Genomic DNA, 14,205 nt, shown 5'->3' on the forward strand with positions numbered 1-14,205 from the left:
TCCGCTCACATGTGAGCAGGAAGGTTTTCCTTCTTTGAGGTGTGCTGGATGAGACGGGTGCTTGGCACGCCTTCCATCCAGGTATGAAAGTAATTGGCGTTTTTCCCGTAGGAATTATCAATGACCGTGTTTTCTTTTTGAAGAAGAGAAGACAGGATGTGGCCGTGCAGCCTTGATGTTTCCACCGATTCGTAACGGCTGAAAAACCGAATCGCTTTTTGGACGATATAATCCGAGTATTTTTCCCATATATACGCAATGGGCAAAGGGTTGCCTGCTTTTTTATTCAAGACGTTCAGCGTTTGGAGAAAAGCAATCGTCCGGCGGTCTGAAGCTGACAGCACCGTGCGCCAGTCGTAGCTTTCCGCTTCTGCGTGTTCCTGAAGCGCCTGGTTTGCTTCATGATCTGTTCGGATAAATCTCAGCTTTTGATTGGACGGCTGCTGCGTGGGAATGACGGGAAACAGCTGATGAGCCATATCAGGCAGAAGCTGAATGTGATTTGTTGTAAAATAGGCCTGTGCCGTAGCATAGGAGGCTTTTTCCCTTGTCATGATGTGAAGGTTCGCATGCTTAGAAAATATCTCTGCCGTCCGTTTGAGGTTGTCTTTGTTTTGAAAATAAATCGATTGCGGCAGGATCACAATTTTGTGGTTCGGATAGGTTTGAACGATTTTCTCTCTAAAGCCTTGATAGTACGGATACAGATCCCCGAAGTTTCCGCCTCCCTGGCAGACGATGATGAGATTCGGATCAAGCTTTCGCCCGATTGGGAAATTGTCAGGATTCCAGCGTTTTCTGACCCGAATCCCGTGTTCTTTAAAGAAGGCTTCTGTTCCTTTCATAATAAATAAATCCCCTACATTCCCATATAGAGGATAGTCAGCATATATAATCTCTGATTGTTTCGGAATGACGTCGAGCAGCCCGGACAGTTTCTGTTTCAGGCTGATCATCGAATGCTTGCTGTCCATTTCTTCACCTCGGCAGTTTGGAATAAGTGCAGTAGCACTTCAATGACCCGGCCTTGCTCATCTTCTGTCATATTGGACCCCGATGGGAGACAGATTCCTCGCTTGAACAAATCTTCGCATACGCTTCCTGTATCTTCATGAGAATAAAATAAAGCCGGATTGAACAGCGGCTGGGTATGGAGCGGCTTCCACAGCGGACGGGCTTCAATGTTTTCTTCAGCAAGACGTTGAACTATGTCATATGGGCTGAGCCCGTTATCAAGTGTGAGCGTGGTGAGCCAGCGATTGGATACGCCTGCTGCGTACTCTGGCATAAAGCGGACGCCGTCTAAGTGACCGAGCGCATTTTTGTATCTCGTGAAAATGGTCCTTCTTTTCTCCACTCGCTCATCCAGCACCTCAAGCTGGGCAATGCCGACGCCGGCTAAGATATTGCTCAGCCTGTAATTATGTCCAATTTGACTGTGCTGATAATGAACAGCCGGCTCTCGTGCCTGCGAAGCGAGAAATCTTGCTTTTTCAATTGCGGCTTCATCATTTGAAACGAGCATCCCTCCCCCTGATGTGGTAATGATTTTGTTCCCGTTAAATGAAAAAATGCCGAAGCGCCCGAATGTTCCGCTTTGCTTCCCTTTATAGACTGTTCCGAGAGATTCGGCTGCGTCCTCAATGACAGGAACTCCGTATGCATCGCACAGGCTTACGATTTCATCCATTTTCGCGCTCTGCCCATATAGATTGACGGCAATAACCGCTTTTGGCAGTGTTCCATTTCTTTTCGCTTCCTCCAATGCTCTTTCAAGGGCTGTCGGCGACATATTCCACGTATCAGGCTCAGAATCAATAAAAACGGGCACCGCTTTTTCATATAAAATCGGATTGGCGGTTGCTACAAATGTGAAGGACTGGCAAAACACGCTGTCACCTTCTTTTACCTCAAGCAAACGCAGGGCGAGATGAATCGCCGCCGTTCCTGAGCCGACCGCAGCTGCTGCTTTTACACCGACTCGTTCTGCCAGCTGTTCTTCAAATGAATTCACGAGCGGCCCAAGCGGCGCGATCCAGTTTGAGCGAAAGGCTTCTGAAATATAGTGCTGCTCCCTGCCGCTCATATGAGGGGGAGATAAGTAGATTTTTTTATGCATAGAATCATCCTTTGTTTGATGTTTGAATGGAAGAAATGATGCGTGCCGGAGCACCGGCCGCCGTTACCCTGTCCGGTATGGGATGGATCACCGCGGAGCCGGCGCCGACAATGCTCCAAGCCCCGATTGTGATCTGCGGTATGACGGATGCACCAGTTCCGACGTGAGCGCCTTCCTGAACGGAAACCGCTCCTGACAGCGTGACACGCGGGGACAGATGAACGTAATCGCTGATTTGATTGTCGTGCTCTGCCACTGCACCCGTATTGATGATGCAATGAGCGCCGATGCGCGCATCCGCCTGAATGATCGCGCCCGCCATAATCACTGTCCCTTCCCCGATGACAGCCGACTTGCTGACGATGGCTGACGGGTGAATCAATGTAATAAAATCATCTTTCCTCAGTCCCAGTCGCTCCGCCAGCTGTTTTCTGACACTGTTCTTCCCAACAGCAATCAGAAACAGCACATCAGGAATGAGCCTGCGCAGTTCAGTAACGGCTTCCGGCGGTCCTGTGTACCATTCTTTTCCGCCTTCGAACGTTTTGAATTTATCATCCAGCACCGCGGCTAAGCGCGTATCTGAGCGGGCGTTTATCAGCTCTCTGATCACCTTTCCGTGTCCGCCGTCACCCACAATGGCCACGTTTTTCATGAGGACACATCTCCGCTTCCGGTAAACCGTTCTGCGGTCACATGATTGGTTTGCTGAATCCCTTCTGAAACAAGGACCTTTCGCACCGTCAAACATAAAATTTTCAAATCGAGAAAAAATGACCGGTTGTCAACGTACCATACATCTAATTCAAATTTCTTTTCCCAGGAAATCGCGTTTCTGCCATTGATTTGCGCCCAGCCTGTGATACCCGGCTTCACCTCATGGCGCCGTGCCTGTTTTTCTGTATAAAGAGGCAGATAGTCCATCAAAAGCGGCCGTGGCCCGACAAGGCTAAGATCGCCCTTCAGGACATTCAGGAGCTGCGGAAGCTCATCAATGCTCAGCTTTCTGATCAGCCTGCCCGTTTTCGTCAGCCGGACTTCATCTGGCAGCAGATTTCCCTCACTGTCCCGTTCATCCGTCATTGTCCGGAACTTATATAGGGTGAACGGTTTGCCGTGCAGGCCTGGCCTTACTTGCTTAAAGAAGACAGGTGATCCTATTTTCAGCCTGACAACGGCGATGGTGAACAGAATGATCACACTCGTACAGCACAACAAAAAAATGGCGGCCGTCAGATCAAAAAGTCGTTTCAGGATCAAAGATTCACAGCTCCTTTCGTTTTTCGAAACCGTTTTAATACCAGCTGTCTTTCCTCTTTTGTACAAACGAGCATAAAAGCGAAAACAGCGTAGAAAAAGCTGACTGTCACTCCCGTCGCTATCAATGACGGCCAGCTGTCAATCTTCACAATGAACTGAATTGCCTTACAGACCGTCCAGGCAAATACAGCGGCTGAAAGAGGCCCGATTATGCCTTTAAAGAACACGTGCTTTTTGTAGCCTGTAATGCGGGATACGTAAAGCGGCGTAAAGATGGCATTTTTTAAAATAAGAGAAATGGCCCCTGCCAATGTTATGCCGTACAGACCGAGATGAGCCGGCCCGCTCAGCGTGACCGCCAGCACCACATTCACCGCACCTAACAGCAGGGTAACAATCGCCGGTGTTTTTTGTTGATTAAAAGCGGTCCATATATAAAACAGCGGCATAAAGGCGAGGCTGACAACCAAGTATCCGGCATGAATAAATAAAAGCGGTGCTATCGTTGAAAAGGACGGTCCGAGCCAGATTGTCAGAAAAGGTCCCGCCAATCCGCCCAATAAGGCAGCAGGAAGTGCAAGCAAAAGACCATTGAGCCTTACTGCCTTATTGGCGTAATTCATCAATCCTTCCATATCGCCTTTTGAATAATATGAAGTCATGATGGGCGCAAACAGGGATGCGACCGTTCCGGCCAAGCTGCGCAAAAGCAGCGGAAACTGGATAATCGCCGCGTATTTCCCGGATGCAGACGCCCCCAGCATCAAATTGGCGGTTAACAGATCAATCTGCAAAAAAAGCAGGACGCCGATTTGATTGACGGAGCTCCATGCGCCCGCTTGAAACAGCTCCTTGCTTGTACGGAATGAAAGATCCTTCATACGAAACGAAAACCACGGAATCAGCTTTTTGAAGAAATAGAAAGACAGCACAGACGCAATAACAGCACCAGCTAAAGCTGCAAGCTGGATCTGCCAGATTTTCGGCGCAAAGCATGCAAACAGGAGCAGCACAGACAGCACCCGTATAAGCATTTGCACCGCCTGAATGGAACTGGTGATATAAAGGCGGTTGGCATAAAATGGTGCAGCGCCGAAGCCCGCCATCAGAAACGTTAAAATAAACAGCAAACTGCCGATTAAAATCGACAAACGCACATCAGCCAAAAGCGCTTGCGGCACATTCATGACGCGGTCAATAAAAAAAGCCGAACCCGCAAGCGGCAGCAAGAGCAGCAATGAAATCAAAACAGAGGCCGCTAAATAATTGCTGATATACGCATTTGCTTTCTCCCGCTCTCCCCTGTGGGCAGCAACAGAAAAGAATCGAACGACAACCGAGCTGAGCGCCACGGTAATAATCGAAAAGTAATTAATCACATTTTGTGTCAAGTGAACAAAGCCAAACGCTTCCACACCGAGCGTTTTGACAATAAAAGGCGTCATCCAAACCGATAGGAAAACGGACAAGAGAAAAGCCGTGAGATTAGCGCTGAAGTTTATTGTGAATTTCATGCTTGCTTCGCACTGCCTTTCATTATCCCCCGATGCTCGAAAAACAGCTTGATGAGAAAAGTGAGCCGCCATTTACACAGTGCTAATACCAAGCGCTCTCCTCTTAATAATTTCTCATGCTGAAACGGTGTATGTCTGACAGCCTGCCGCACCATGTCATAGGATAAAATCTGTCTGATCTTCTTTTTGATGTCTTTCGGCGAATTCGGAGAAGCACAGGCATTTGCCAAAAGCATCGGAAGCTGGTGCCTGCAAATGTACACATTCAAATCTTCTTGGCATGCGCCTGCTAAGCCATAGTGATTGTAGAATGCGATTTTAGCTTGATATTGTTTTTGAAGATGTTCATCCATCGCCGGCTTATAAGGGATTTCTGTCAGGCTGTTCGGATTTTCACGATAAATGTACAATCCTTCATCCAGCATTTTCACCCGCTCCGCTTCGCAAAAAGCGGACAAATTGAAGGGAGAGTCTTCAGCAAAACGGATGTTTTCATCAAACAACAGATTCGCCCTTTCAAAAAGCTCACGACGGTAAAGATAACGCCATACATACCAGATAAATCTCGTTTCGTGAGCATGTTTAAGCCGTTCAGTCATTTCTCGTTTTGTCAGCACGCGGTTTGCCTCAAGCTGCGGCGGCACATATGTCCGCCTGTCCGATGACTGTTTGTAAAAACCGCAGCCGACGATGTCGAGCCGATTTTGCTCCGCTTCTTCAGCCAGCCTCTGGAACATGGCGGATGATACATAATCGTCTCCGTCTACAAAGCCGATGTAAGTGCCCCGCGCGGCCTGTATTCCCGTATTTCGCGCTGAACTAAGCCCGCCATTTGCCTGATGAATGACCCGGATTCTCGCATCCCGTTTTGCATAGTCCTCTGCAATTTCGCCTGAACGATCCGGTGTTCCGTCATTCACGAGGATGATTTCAATATCAGAAAGCGTTTGACGAAGCAAAGAATCAATGCACTCTTCTATAAATGGTTCAACATTATACATCGGGACAATAATGCTGACGAGCGGGATCATTGCGCTTCACCGCTGATTTTGTCACGCAGACCTTTAAAATACACATCTCTCGGAAAGCCTGCACGGGGTGTTTCTTTTGTTAAAAGCTCATTGACTGCGGCTGTTACGCGCTCTGGCTCCGGATGTTCTATCAGCTTCATGAACGGGATGTCTTTAAGCCATTGATAGCCCTCCATTACCTTATGGTCAAAGGAGCGAATGACAACACACGGCGTTCCTGTCAGCGCGCAAAAAATCATGCCATGAAGCCTGTCAGTGACGACGGCTTCTGCGCTTTGCAGCTTAGACCACAGTGCTTCAAGTTCATGTTCGCGTGTATCGCGGCTGACCCGGCGGCCGATCGTTGTCGTAAAGGATTTGATCTCGCCGAATTCCTCAAATAGCGCAGCCTTGACCCGGTTCCTCTGGTCCTCCTGAAGCACGCTTTCCTGATCCTCGCGCAAACACATATAAACCCCTTCGCGTTCTGCGGGGGTCTTGCTTCTGTCTAAATACAGCACCATGTCCGGCTGTTTCAAAATTATTTTTTCTTGAAAATGCTGTTTCATAAATTGATACGTTGTTTCATCCCGTGCCATCAGCAACAGGCCGGGGTGCGAATTATAAATTTTCTGTGCCCGTTTCAGCTCTTTGCGCCCCTTTTTCGTGTCAGAAAAATGAGCCGTTGCCGGAAGCTGGACAACCCGATAGTCACGGAATGTTTTAATGATGAAGCGGCGCGTCCACTCCTCATAACGGTATAAATCCCCCATGTTTCCGCCGCCGATGATAAAGACCATATCCTCCGGATGGCGCGAGCGGATCAGGCTTTTTGCTGATTTGTAAATGTCCTTCATATCAACCTCGACGATGTCAAAGTCCGGGTATTCTTGCTCAAGAAATGCCTTGCTGGCATAAGCAATTGCGTGATCTCCCAAATTGTCATGGGACGGCAGCAGGGTCAGTATGATTTTTTTCTGATGTGCTGCGGCCTTTACCGGTTGATCTGCCGCTCCCAGCCAATATTGGGACGGGTATTTGACCTTTAGCAGCAGCCATTCTGCAAAATTGATTTTCAACGATTGTAACGACATGTCCTCACCCTCTGTTTCTCATTTTGTACTCGATCACCCGCTGATACACAGCCGATGCCATAGCGACGAACGGAATCATTCTGTATTTCGCCATCAGAAGCAGGCATGACCGTTTTGCGTCAAAAGGAGCGGTACCCGTTTTTGAAAGACTTTCTTGAAACACCGGGTCCGCGCATATCACGCCAACATTTCTAAGCTTTTCAAACAGCCGGCGGCTGCCGCTCGTTTTCCATTCATTCAGCATGCAGATGCTGCTGTGAAGAACGATAAAGGTATCAAGCTCCTTGCGATACTCCTCCAGTTTGTTGTTCTCCTGTAAAAACGCCGCATTCGCCTCATACAGCGCAAGTCCTGATTCAAACAATTTTTTCTGATAGCGCTGCACAATGGAGGAAAGGTGAATTCGATAATGATAGAGCGGCGTTTTTACGTAGGATACTGAGCGGGCGAAAAAGTGAGCCCTGAAGCTGAAAAACTGATCCTCGACATGCTCCAGCTCGCCTCGGAGCGGAAACGACAGCCGATGGGCTTCAATCATGCTTCTTCTGTACAGTTTGTTCCATGAAAACCCTCTGACCTTCCCTTCGAATAACGCCTTGATATAGTGCTCCTTCGGCTGATCCTGATAGGTTTGGGCAATGTCTGAGTCCATGGTTTTGCCAGTGTCCTCAAACTCTGCGGCGTAATTGCAAATGACCAGATCAGTTTCATCGCCTGCTGCCCGGAGCATCTGCTCGCAATAATCAGGCTCAATCCAATCGTCTGAATCGATAAACGCGATAAATTCGCCGCGTGCCGCTTCAATGCCTTTATTCCGAACCGCACCGAGTCCCTGGTTTTCCTGATGAATCACCTTGAACCTGTTGTCCATTTTGGCGTATTCTTCTGCGATATCCGGGCTGGCGTCAGCTGAACCGTCATTGACAATGATGATTTCAATATTGTCCACTGTCTGGTTCCGCAGTGATTCGAGACACGTTCTGATATATGTTTCTGTGTTATAAACAGCGACTAACAGACTAACCGCAGGTGTTTCCATAATGACCGGCTCCTCGTGCATAAATTACCGGGAAAAAATCGTTCTGTAAGGCAGAACCGATGAATCGACCGGCATAAGCAAATAACTGTAAAGAAAATAACAAACAACGATAGCGATATAGATAAGGGCGTTCGATTTTTCATCAAATATCCTGACGAAATAAGGGACTAGGATCATTTGATACAGACCGAAATAAATATTGAATCTGGCAAAAATCACATCCTTTGTGGCCAAAAGGCCGAACAAAAAACCTAGCAGGCACAAATTGACGACAATATCAATTTGCGGCCACAGACTCCGCAATCGTTCTTTATAGCAAAATGCAAGGAACAGCGGCAGAACCAAAACAGCGATTTTGATCACATTCATTCCATTTGTGTTCGTCATGAGCCATTTTTCATAATGGCTGTATGAGCTGTTTTCAAGTACAACGACAAACACAGAAATAAATTTTTGATATAAAAATGTCATGCCGAGAAATAAAGCGGATAGGCCGAATATCGCCGGTGACCAGGCTTTTCTTCTGACAATAAAGTACACTGGAATCATAATCAGCGCCGACGAATGAAAGAGCGAGCTGACCAGCACAATCAGGAAATATCGCTTCCAGTTCCCGCTGATGATATAACGGATCGCCCAAAACAAAGCAGCTGCGACCATGTATTGCCTGATGCCGTTAAAAGACGCGTAGTAATGAAAGGTTCCCAAAAACAAAAAGACACTCAGCTCAAACGGCCTGCCATAGTCGGCGAGTGTCTTCATAATAAAGCTGTAGGTCACGACCGCCACCGTAAAATACATGATTTGAGGATCTTCCGTGATGAAATTCATCAGCCAAAGGAGTGCGGTAAACCCCGGATCTGTCGCTGTTTTCGCAGTGCCGAAACCGAATATCTGCCACACATTTTGATAATCGCCCGCCAATTCGTACAGCAGCGTGTACGTCTGAAAATCCGTGCCGACTCGATAGCGGAGACCTGACACGAGCACAAGTGAAGCGAGCGGAATCCAGATCAAAAGCTTATTCGGCCGATACCCCGTGGCAAGCGAATCGTCACGGCCGCCGCACATTTTAGCGAACCAAGACCAAATAAATACAATCCCCATATTGACGGCATATACAATCATCGGTCATGGTCCTTTTCCGTGCTGATGTTGTATACATTCAGCAGCGCTCCTACATTTTGCTGTGCATCGTAGCCAAGTTGAGCGAGTGTTTCTTTGATGAACTCACGCTTCGGCCTGCCTGCGGCGGCCGCCCTTGCAATGGTTTCAGCCCAGACGCTGAACGGCTCAGAAAGACTTAATCTTGTGACAAGCCCGAGACCGGCGTCGACTTTTTCTGTAATGCTGTCTGAAATGATGCATGGAAGCCCCGACGCCTGCGCTTCCACAAGCACAACCGGCAAGCCTTCGTACAGAGACGGCATGACAAATACATCGAATGTTCGCATCAGTTCATGGATCCGTTCTTCCGTGCCTAAAAAGAGGACGTCTGATAGCAAATTCTGCTGCCGCGCCTCCTCCTCTATCTCCCCGCGCAACGGCCCGTCTCCCGCCAGAACGAGCTGAAAGCGAACGCCTCTTTCTTTGAGATGTGCGGCAAGTTTCAGCAGGAACGCGTGGTTTTTCACTTCATGAAACCGGGCCACATGGCCAATGATGAGCCGGTCGGCTGCAATGCCGCGTGCTGCTTTTTCTTCATCAGCCGCCTGCCCATTTGGGGCGAACAACTCAAGGTCAATCCCATTCGGAAGAAGGTGAACACGCTCCCGCTCCATGTTGGACTGTCCAAATAAAAACCTGCCCGCATCCTCTCCGCAGGCACACAGCGCTGTCGCATTCGCCAAGATGAGCCGCCTGAACACCAGCAGCTGCAAGCGATCCTTCCAATTGAAGCCGGTCTTCCAAGACGTATTGTGGGAATGGCATACCCTGACCGGCACTCCGGCGAGCCTTGCCGCAAGGGCGATAAAGCCTGTTTGGAAATCCGTGTGCGCATGAACGGCGCTGAACGGCCCGTTTTCTTTTATCGCGTTTCTCACATTCCTCACAAATGTAAGGGGATTGCTTTGCCCAATGCTCGGGACATAAAAAAGCCGCCCGCCTAAAGATAAAATCTCTTCATCGTAAGCGCACGGATCATTTCGATACGTTAAAAAGTCAAATTGCACTTTGCTTTTGTCCATTTTCCGATATAAATTCATCACCATGGTTTCCGCGCCGCCCCTGTTCATGCCGCTGAGAACATGGAGCACGCGTTTTTGGCTGCTATTCATGCTTGACAAGCCCTTCCTTTTGGTTCATCACTCTTTTTTTGTGGTAGCGATTCATCACGGCTGCAGGCATAAACGCGCGGATTAACGGTTTTGCGATATATATGTAATCAGATAAAGGAAGCTTCAAGCGTCTGCACGCCTGATAGACAAGAATGGCATTGTCGATTGAATACGTAAATGACCGCCGTTTGAATGCATCGCTGTCTTCCCTCACTTTATACAAGGCTTCCTGGAGATTATAGCCCCTGAAGCCCTCTTCAAAAAAGCGAAGCCACAAATCAATATCTTCCATTCGTCTCGTCCGCCGCACCGACCGGTAGCCTTTCAGCGTGCGGTAGGCACTCGCTCTCATCATAATCGTGCCGTGGCAAAATGGAGTCCCTTTTGCCATGATGCCCGGCTCCGGAACAGAAGGCAGAATGCGGGTGCCTCTTACGCCAAATTCATCAAACACAAGCATGCCGGTGCCAACCACCTGATAGTGTCGGTGCTTTTCTAAAAACGCGACCTGCTTTTCCAGGCGGCGCGGGAACGAAAGATCATCTCCGTCCTGACGTGCGATATAATCTCCTGTCGCATGCGAAAGACAATGATTTAATGATGCGGCAAGCCGCTTATTTGTTTTGTTTTGAATCAGTTTGATGCGGTCGCTGTAATGAGCGGCATACTGCTTCGCGATGCGGAGCGTGCCGTCTGTTGACGCATCATCGCACAAAATCAGCTCCCAATTTTTATAGGATTGGCTGAGTATGGATTCTATGCTTTCTGCCAAAGTGCGTTCGCAATTATAAATGCCCATAATGACAGAAACTTTCGGTCCTGAGTTCATACGCTTTTCTCCTTTGTATCCATATCCATGTACGCGGAATAAATATCTGCCATTTCTTCCACCGTTCGCGCCTCCGAGAAGCGCAAGGCTGTTTTTCGGCCTTCCTGTCCCAGCTTTCGGCAGAGCTCCGGCTTATGGTAAAGCTGTTCAATCCGGCGGGCAAAAGCAGCACTGTCACCGATTTTGATCAGAAAACCGTTTTCTCCGTCGCGGATGATTTCCCGATGCCCGCGATTATCTGTGGCGATCGCCGGTTTTTCTGCCGCCATTCCCTCAAGCACATTCATACCGAGGCCTTCTCTAATGCTGGATGCGACAGATACATCCGCAAGCTGAATCAACTCATGTATGTCGCTGCAAAAGCCGTAAAAACAGACATTGGCGGAGGCACCAAGCTTTTCAGCTAACGTTTGATACGTATGTTCCATTGCCCCTTCCCCGGCAAACACAAGGCGGAGTGAGGGAATTTTTTCTTTTAGCAAGGCTGCGGCTTCAATTAACTGCTTCTGGTTTTTGTTCAGATTGAGCTCAGCCGGATAAACCAATATAAAATCATCTTCACGGAACCCGTGCTTTTCTCTGAGTCTTTGCTGCTCTATCGGACTGACAGGCCGGAAACGCTCGGTATTGACGCCAATGCCGTGAATTTTCTGCGTCCTTCCGCCCGGCCTTTGAAGTCCTTTCGCCCGTATGTAATCCTCTTCATTAATCGTAATCAGGCAGTCTGTATATGCTGAAAGCCATTTCTCAACCGGATAGTAAAGAAGCCAATTTTTCATCGGTGCCCCTTTGCAGAAGTGAAATCCGTGCGCTGTGTACAGCACCTTTGTTCCGTGCCGCCGTGCCTGCCTCGCCGCCAGTCTGGCGAGAACGCCGCCGACCGGTGTATGGCAATGGACAATGTCGTATTCATAGGTGTCAATCACTTTCTTCAGCTGCCTATAAACGGCCAGGTTCTGAGGGTCAAAAGGTGACCTGCGAATCGGGATGGAGAATTTCTCATCCACATACGGCAGCTTGGTTTGTCCGTTCGCGGCGACATGAACCTCCCAGCCCATTTGCTTGAACCATTTAAAATAAGGGAGGTGAAAGGCCTTAAAATGATAATCAACAGTCGCGCAAAACAATATCTTTTTCGTCATTTTCACTCCCCCTAATGAACGCTGGCAGCCGTCATTTCTTCTGATGTATTGATTGCAGCAAACAGCCTCGCTCTCAGGTCGGCTTCCGGCAGCTCATGAAAATCCTCGATAAAGCGCATCAGCACCGGCCAATCGCCGTCCACCGCTTTACCGATGTGAATTTTTGGAAAGATTTGTTCAGCGTGGACTTCATTTTTGTTCAGTAATTCCTCATACATTTTTTCGCCCGGACGAATGCCTGTGAATTCGATTGGAACCTGCTCAGTCGTGTAGCCGGACAAATGAATGAGGTTTTTGGCAAGATCTACAATCTTTACGGGCTCTCCCATATCGAGAACGAAAATCTGGCGCCCTTTCGCCAGTGCCCCAGCCTGAATCACAAGCCTTGATGCCTCGGGAATCGTCATGAAATAGCGAGTCATTGCCGGATGTGTTACTGTGACTGGGCCGCCTTTTTCAATTTGTTTTTTAAAAATTGGAATGACGCTGCCGCGGCTCCCGAGTACATTGCCGAAGCGAACAGCGACAAATTTGGTTCTGCTGACTTTCCCAAGATTCATAATAATCATCTCTGCGAATCGTTTTGTCGCCCCCATTACATTGGCTGGGTTCACCGCTTTGTCCGATGAAATCAGCACGAATGTCTCAGTTCCCGACATATCGGCTGCTTCCGCGACATTTTTTGTTCCGATAATATTGTTTTTGACCGCCTCTTCTGGATTGTGTTCCATTAAAGGCACATGCTTATGGGCAGCTGCATGATAGACAACATGCGGCTCGTATTTTTTCATCAAGGTAAACATTTTATCGCGGTCCTGCACATCAGCGATTTCCGTATGGAACACAATGTGTTTGCCGAATCGTCCATTCAGCTCTGTATAAATCGAATGAATGCTGTTTTCCCCATGGCCGAGCAGAATAATTTCCTTAGGCTGAAACGCGCTTATCTGACGGCAGATTTCCGAGCCGATGGATCCGCCCGCTCCCGTGACGAGAACTGTTTTTCCTTTGATGCGGTTCGAAATTTCGCTAGTGTCGAGGGTTACCGGCTTTCTGCCGAGCAAGTCCTCAGCTTTTACATCTCTGATTTGTCCGGCAGTTCGTGTGCCAAGCAGCATTTCATCAAAATGAGGCATAATTTTAATGCTTACTCCGGTTCGCACACATTCTTTATATAACACCTGAAGCTCATGGGTGCGGAGTGAAGGAATGGCAATAATAATATAATTAATTTTGAGCTTTTGCACCGCAGGCATGATACTTTCTTTACCGCCGATTACGGGCAGTCCCATAATTTCTAATTTATGCTTCGTTTGGTCGTCATCAATAAAAGCGACAGGTATGATATCAGGTTCATCTTTCGAAAGCAGCTGCCTGACCATCAGAGTCCCACCTGAGCCCGCCCCGATAATCAGCGCGCGGGACGAGGCGCAGCGTTTTTTCCTGATGCTTTCGTTTAATACTCTAGATAAAATACGGGTCCCTCCAATAGACAAAAGCTGAAGCACCCAGCACGCGGTTAACAGACGGAAGAACATCGTGTGATACACAGCATACTGAATGACGCCGGTCACAGCGGCTGAAAGCGTAATGCCCTTAAGCAGGACAATCAGCTCGCCAAGCCCGGTGTATGTCCACACCTGTTTATACTGATTGAACAGGACAGCACACACATGATAGCTGAGGAGCAAGCTGACAGCGGTAAGCAGTAATGCTCCGGAGTCATAAAATTGATAGGAATCTTTTAAAAATTGATATCCTGCAATAACTGAATTTAAAACGAGGTAAGTATCCAGCGCAATAATCATTGACAGTCTTCTCCGGTAACTCAACCTTTTCCCCCCTAATTCTTTTATCGGTTTAGCTGCGGCGGTTTTCGTCTCTCCAAAAAATCGGCAGCAGCTAAACCGACAACACGT

At 48.3% G+C, this 14,205-nt stretch carries 13 protein-coding genes; all 13 read right to left on the reverse strand.

The genetic code is table 11. The features are described 5' to 3' along the window. Positions 1–5: 5 nt before the first annotated feature. The 13 genes from bslm_RS16765 to bslm_RS16825 are packed head-to-tail and all read right to left on the reverse strand — an operon-like array spanning position 6 to position 14,118. Positions 6–974: a polysaccharide pyruvyl transferase family protein gene (locus bslm_RS16765; protein WP_038429669.1), complete on the reverse strand. Its 969-nt coding sequence runs from the start codon at positions 972–974 to the stop codon at positions 6–8. After that, entirely contained in the window at positions 953–2,119 is a 1,167-nt protein-coding gene (locus bslm_RS16770; protein WP_029725953.1) for a DegT/DnrJ/EryC1/StrS family aminotransferase, read from the reverse strand. The genes bslm_RS16765 and bslm_RS16770 overlap by 22 nt, the downstream gene beginning before the upstream one ends. A gap of 4 nt (positions 2,120–2,123) precedes the next feature. Next, entirely contained in the window at positions 2,124–2,774 is a 651-nt protein-coding gene (locus bslm_RS16775; protein ID WP_029725954.1) for an acetyltransferase, read from the reverse strand. Continuing rightward, entirely contained in the window at positions 2,771–3,379 is a 609-nt protein-coding gene (locus tag bslm_RS16780) for a sugar transferase (RefSeq protein WP_014480945.1), read from the reverse strand. Before bslm_RS16780 ends, bslm_RS16775 begins: the two co-directional genes overlap by 4 nt. After that, on the reverse strand, positions 3,376–4,893 hold the full coding sequence (locus bslm_RS16785; RefSeq protein WP_029725955.1) for an MATE family efflux transporter: 1,518 nt from the start codon (positions 4,891–4,893) through the stop codon (positions 3,376–3,378). The genes bslm_RS16780 and bslm_RS16785 overlap by 4 nt, the downstream gene beginning before the upstream one ends. Continuing rightward, complete coding sequence (locus bslm_RS16790; RefSeq protein WP_046381349.1) at positions 4,890–5,924, reverse strand: glycosyltransferase; 1,035 nt, start codon at positions 5,922–5,924, stop codon at positions 4,890–4,892. The genes bslm_RS16785 and bslm_RS16790 overlap by 4 nt, the downstream gene beginning before the upstream one ends. Next, entirely contained in the window at positions 5,921–6,997 is a 1,077-nt protein-coding gene (locus bslm_RS16795; protein ID WP_046160874.1) for a polysaccharide pyruvyl transferase family protein, read from the reverse strand. The genes bslm_RS16790 and bslm_RS16795 overlap by 4 nt, the downstream gene beginning before the upstream one ends. A gap of 4 nt (positions 6,998–7,001) precedes the next feature. Continuing rightward, complete coding sequence (locus bslm_RS16800; RefSeq protein ID WP_032726900.1) at positions 7,002–8,036, reverse strand: glycosyltransferase family 2 protein; 1,035 nt, start codon at positions 8,034–8,036, stop codon at positions 7,002–7,004. Between the two features lie 24 nt (positions 8,037–8,060). Next, positions 8,061–9,164, reverse strand: coding sequence for a biofilm exopolysaccharide biosynthesis protein EpsG (gene epsG / locus bslm_RS16805; protein ID WP_015714749.1), 1,104 nt, complete (start codon positions 9,162–9,164; stop codon positions 8,061–8,063). Then, complete coding sequence (locus bslm_RS16810; protein WP_046381350.1) at positions 9,161–10,315, reverse strand: glycosyltransferase family 1 protein; 1,155 nt, start codon at positions 10,313–10,315, stop codon at positions 9,161–9,163. The genes epsG and bslm_RS16810 overlap by 4 nt, the downstream gene beginning before the upstream one ends. Continuing rightward, positions 10,308–11,144, reverse strand: coding sequence for a glycosyltransferase EpsE (gene epsE / locus bslm_RS16815; RefSeq protein WP_003228255.1), 837 nt, complete (start codon positions 11,142–11,144; stop codon positions 10,308–10,310). Before epsE ends, bslm_RS16810 begins: the two co-directional genes overlap by 8 nt. Next, entirely contained in the window at positions 11,141–12,286 is a 1,146-nt protein-coding gene (locus bslm_RS16820; RefSeq protein WP_033883461.1) for a glycosyltransferase family 4 protein, read from the reverse strand. Before bslm_RS16820 ends, epsE begins: the two co-directional genes overlap by 4 nt. Positions 12,287–12,297: 11 nt before the next feature. Next, positions 12,298–14,118: a polysaccharide biosynthesis protein gene (locus tag bslm_RS16825; RefSeq protein WP_186302388.1), complete on the reverse strand. Its 1,821-nt coding sequence runs from the start codon at positions 14,116–14,118 to the stop codon at positions 12,298–12,300. Positions 14,119–14,205: the final 87 nt, after the last annotated feature.

It is taken from the genome of Bacillus sp. LM 4-2 (assembly GCF_000978495.1).
Taxonomy (GTDB): domain Bacteria; phylum Bacillota; class Bacilli; order Bacillales; family Bacillaceae; genus Bacillus; species Bacillus subtilis.

Excerpts from the sequence above, each read along its gene's own strand:
- bslm_RS16800 (WP_032726900.1), bottom strand. The coding sequence starts at position 8,036 with ATGGAAACACCTGCGGTTAGTCTGTTAGTCGCTGTTTATAACACAGAA.
- bslm_RS16790 (WP_046381349.1), bottom strand. The coding sequence starts at position 5,924 with ATGATCCCGCTCGTCAGCATTATTGTCCCGATGTATAATGTTGAACCA.
- epsG (WP_015714749.1), bottom strand. The coding sequence starts at position 9,164 with ATGATTGTATATGCCGTCAATATGGGGATTGTATTTATTTGGTCTTGG.
- bslm_RS16785 (WP_029725955.1), bottom strand. The coding sequence starts at position 4,893 with ATGAAATTCACAATAAACTTCAGCGCTAATCTCACGGCTTTTCTCTTG.
- bslm_RS16795 (WP_046160874.1), bottom strand. The coding sequence starts at position 6,997 with ATGTCGTTACAATCGTTGAAAATCAATTTTGCAGAATGGCTGCTGCTA.
- bslm_RS16810 (WP_046381350.1), bottom strand. The coding sequence starts at position 10,315 with ATGAATAGCAGCCAAAAACGCGTGCTCCATGTTCTCAGCGGCATGAAC.
- bslm_RS16770 (WP_029725953.1), bottom strand. The coding sequence starts at position 2,119 with ATGCATAAAAAAATCTACTTATCTCCCCCTCATATGAGCGGCAGGGAG.
- bslm_RS16820 (WP_033883461.1), bottom strand. The coding sequence starts at position 12,286 with ATGACGAAAAAGATATTGTTTTGCGCGACTGTTGATTATCATTTTAAG.
- bslm_RS16765 (WP_038429669.1), bottom strand. The coding sequence starts at position 974 with ATGGACAGCAAGCATTCGATGATCAGCCTGAAACAGAAACTGTCCGGG.
- epsE (WP_003228255.1), bottom strand. The coding sequence starts at position 11,144 with ATGAACTCAGGACCGAAAGTTTCTGTCATTATGGGCATTTATAATTGC.
- bslm_RS16775 (WP_029725954.1), bottom strand. The coding sequence starts at position 2,774 with ATGAAAAACGTGGCCATTGTGGGTGACGGCGGACACGGAAAGGTGATC.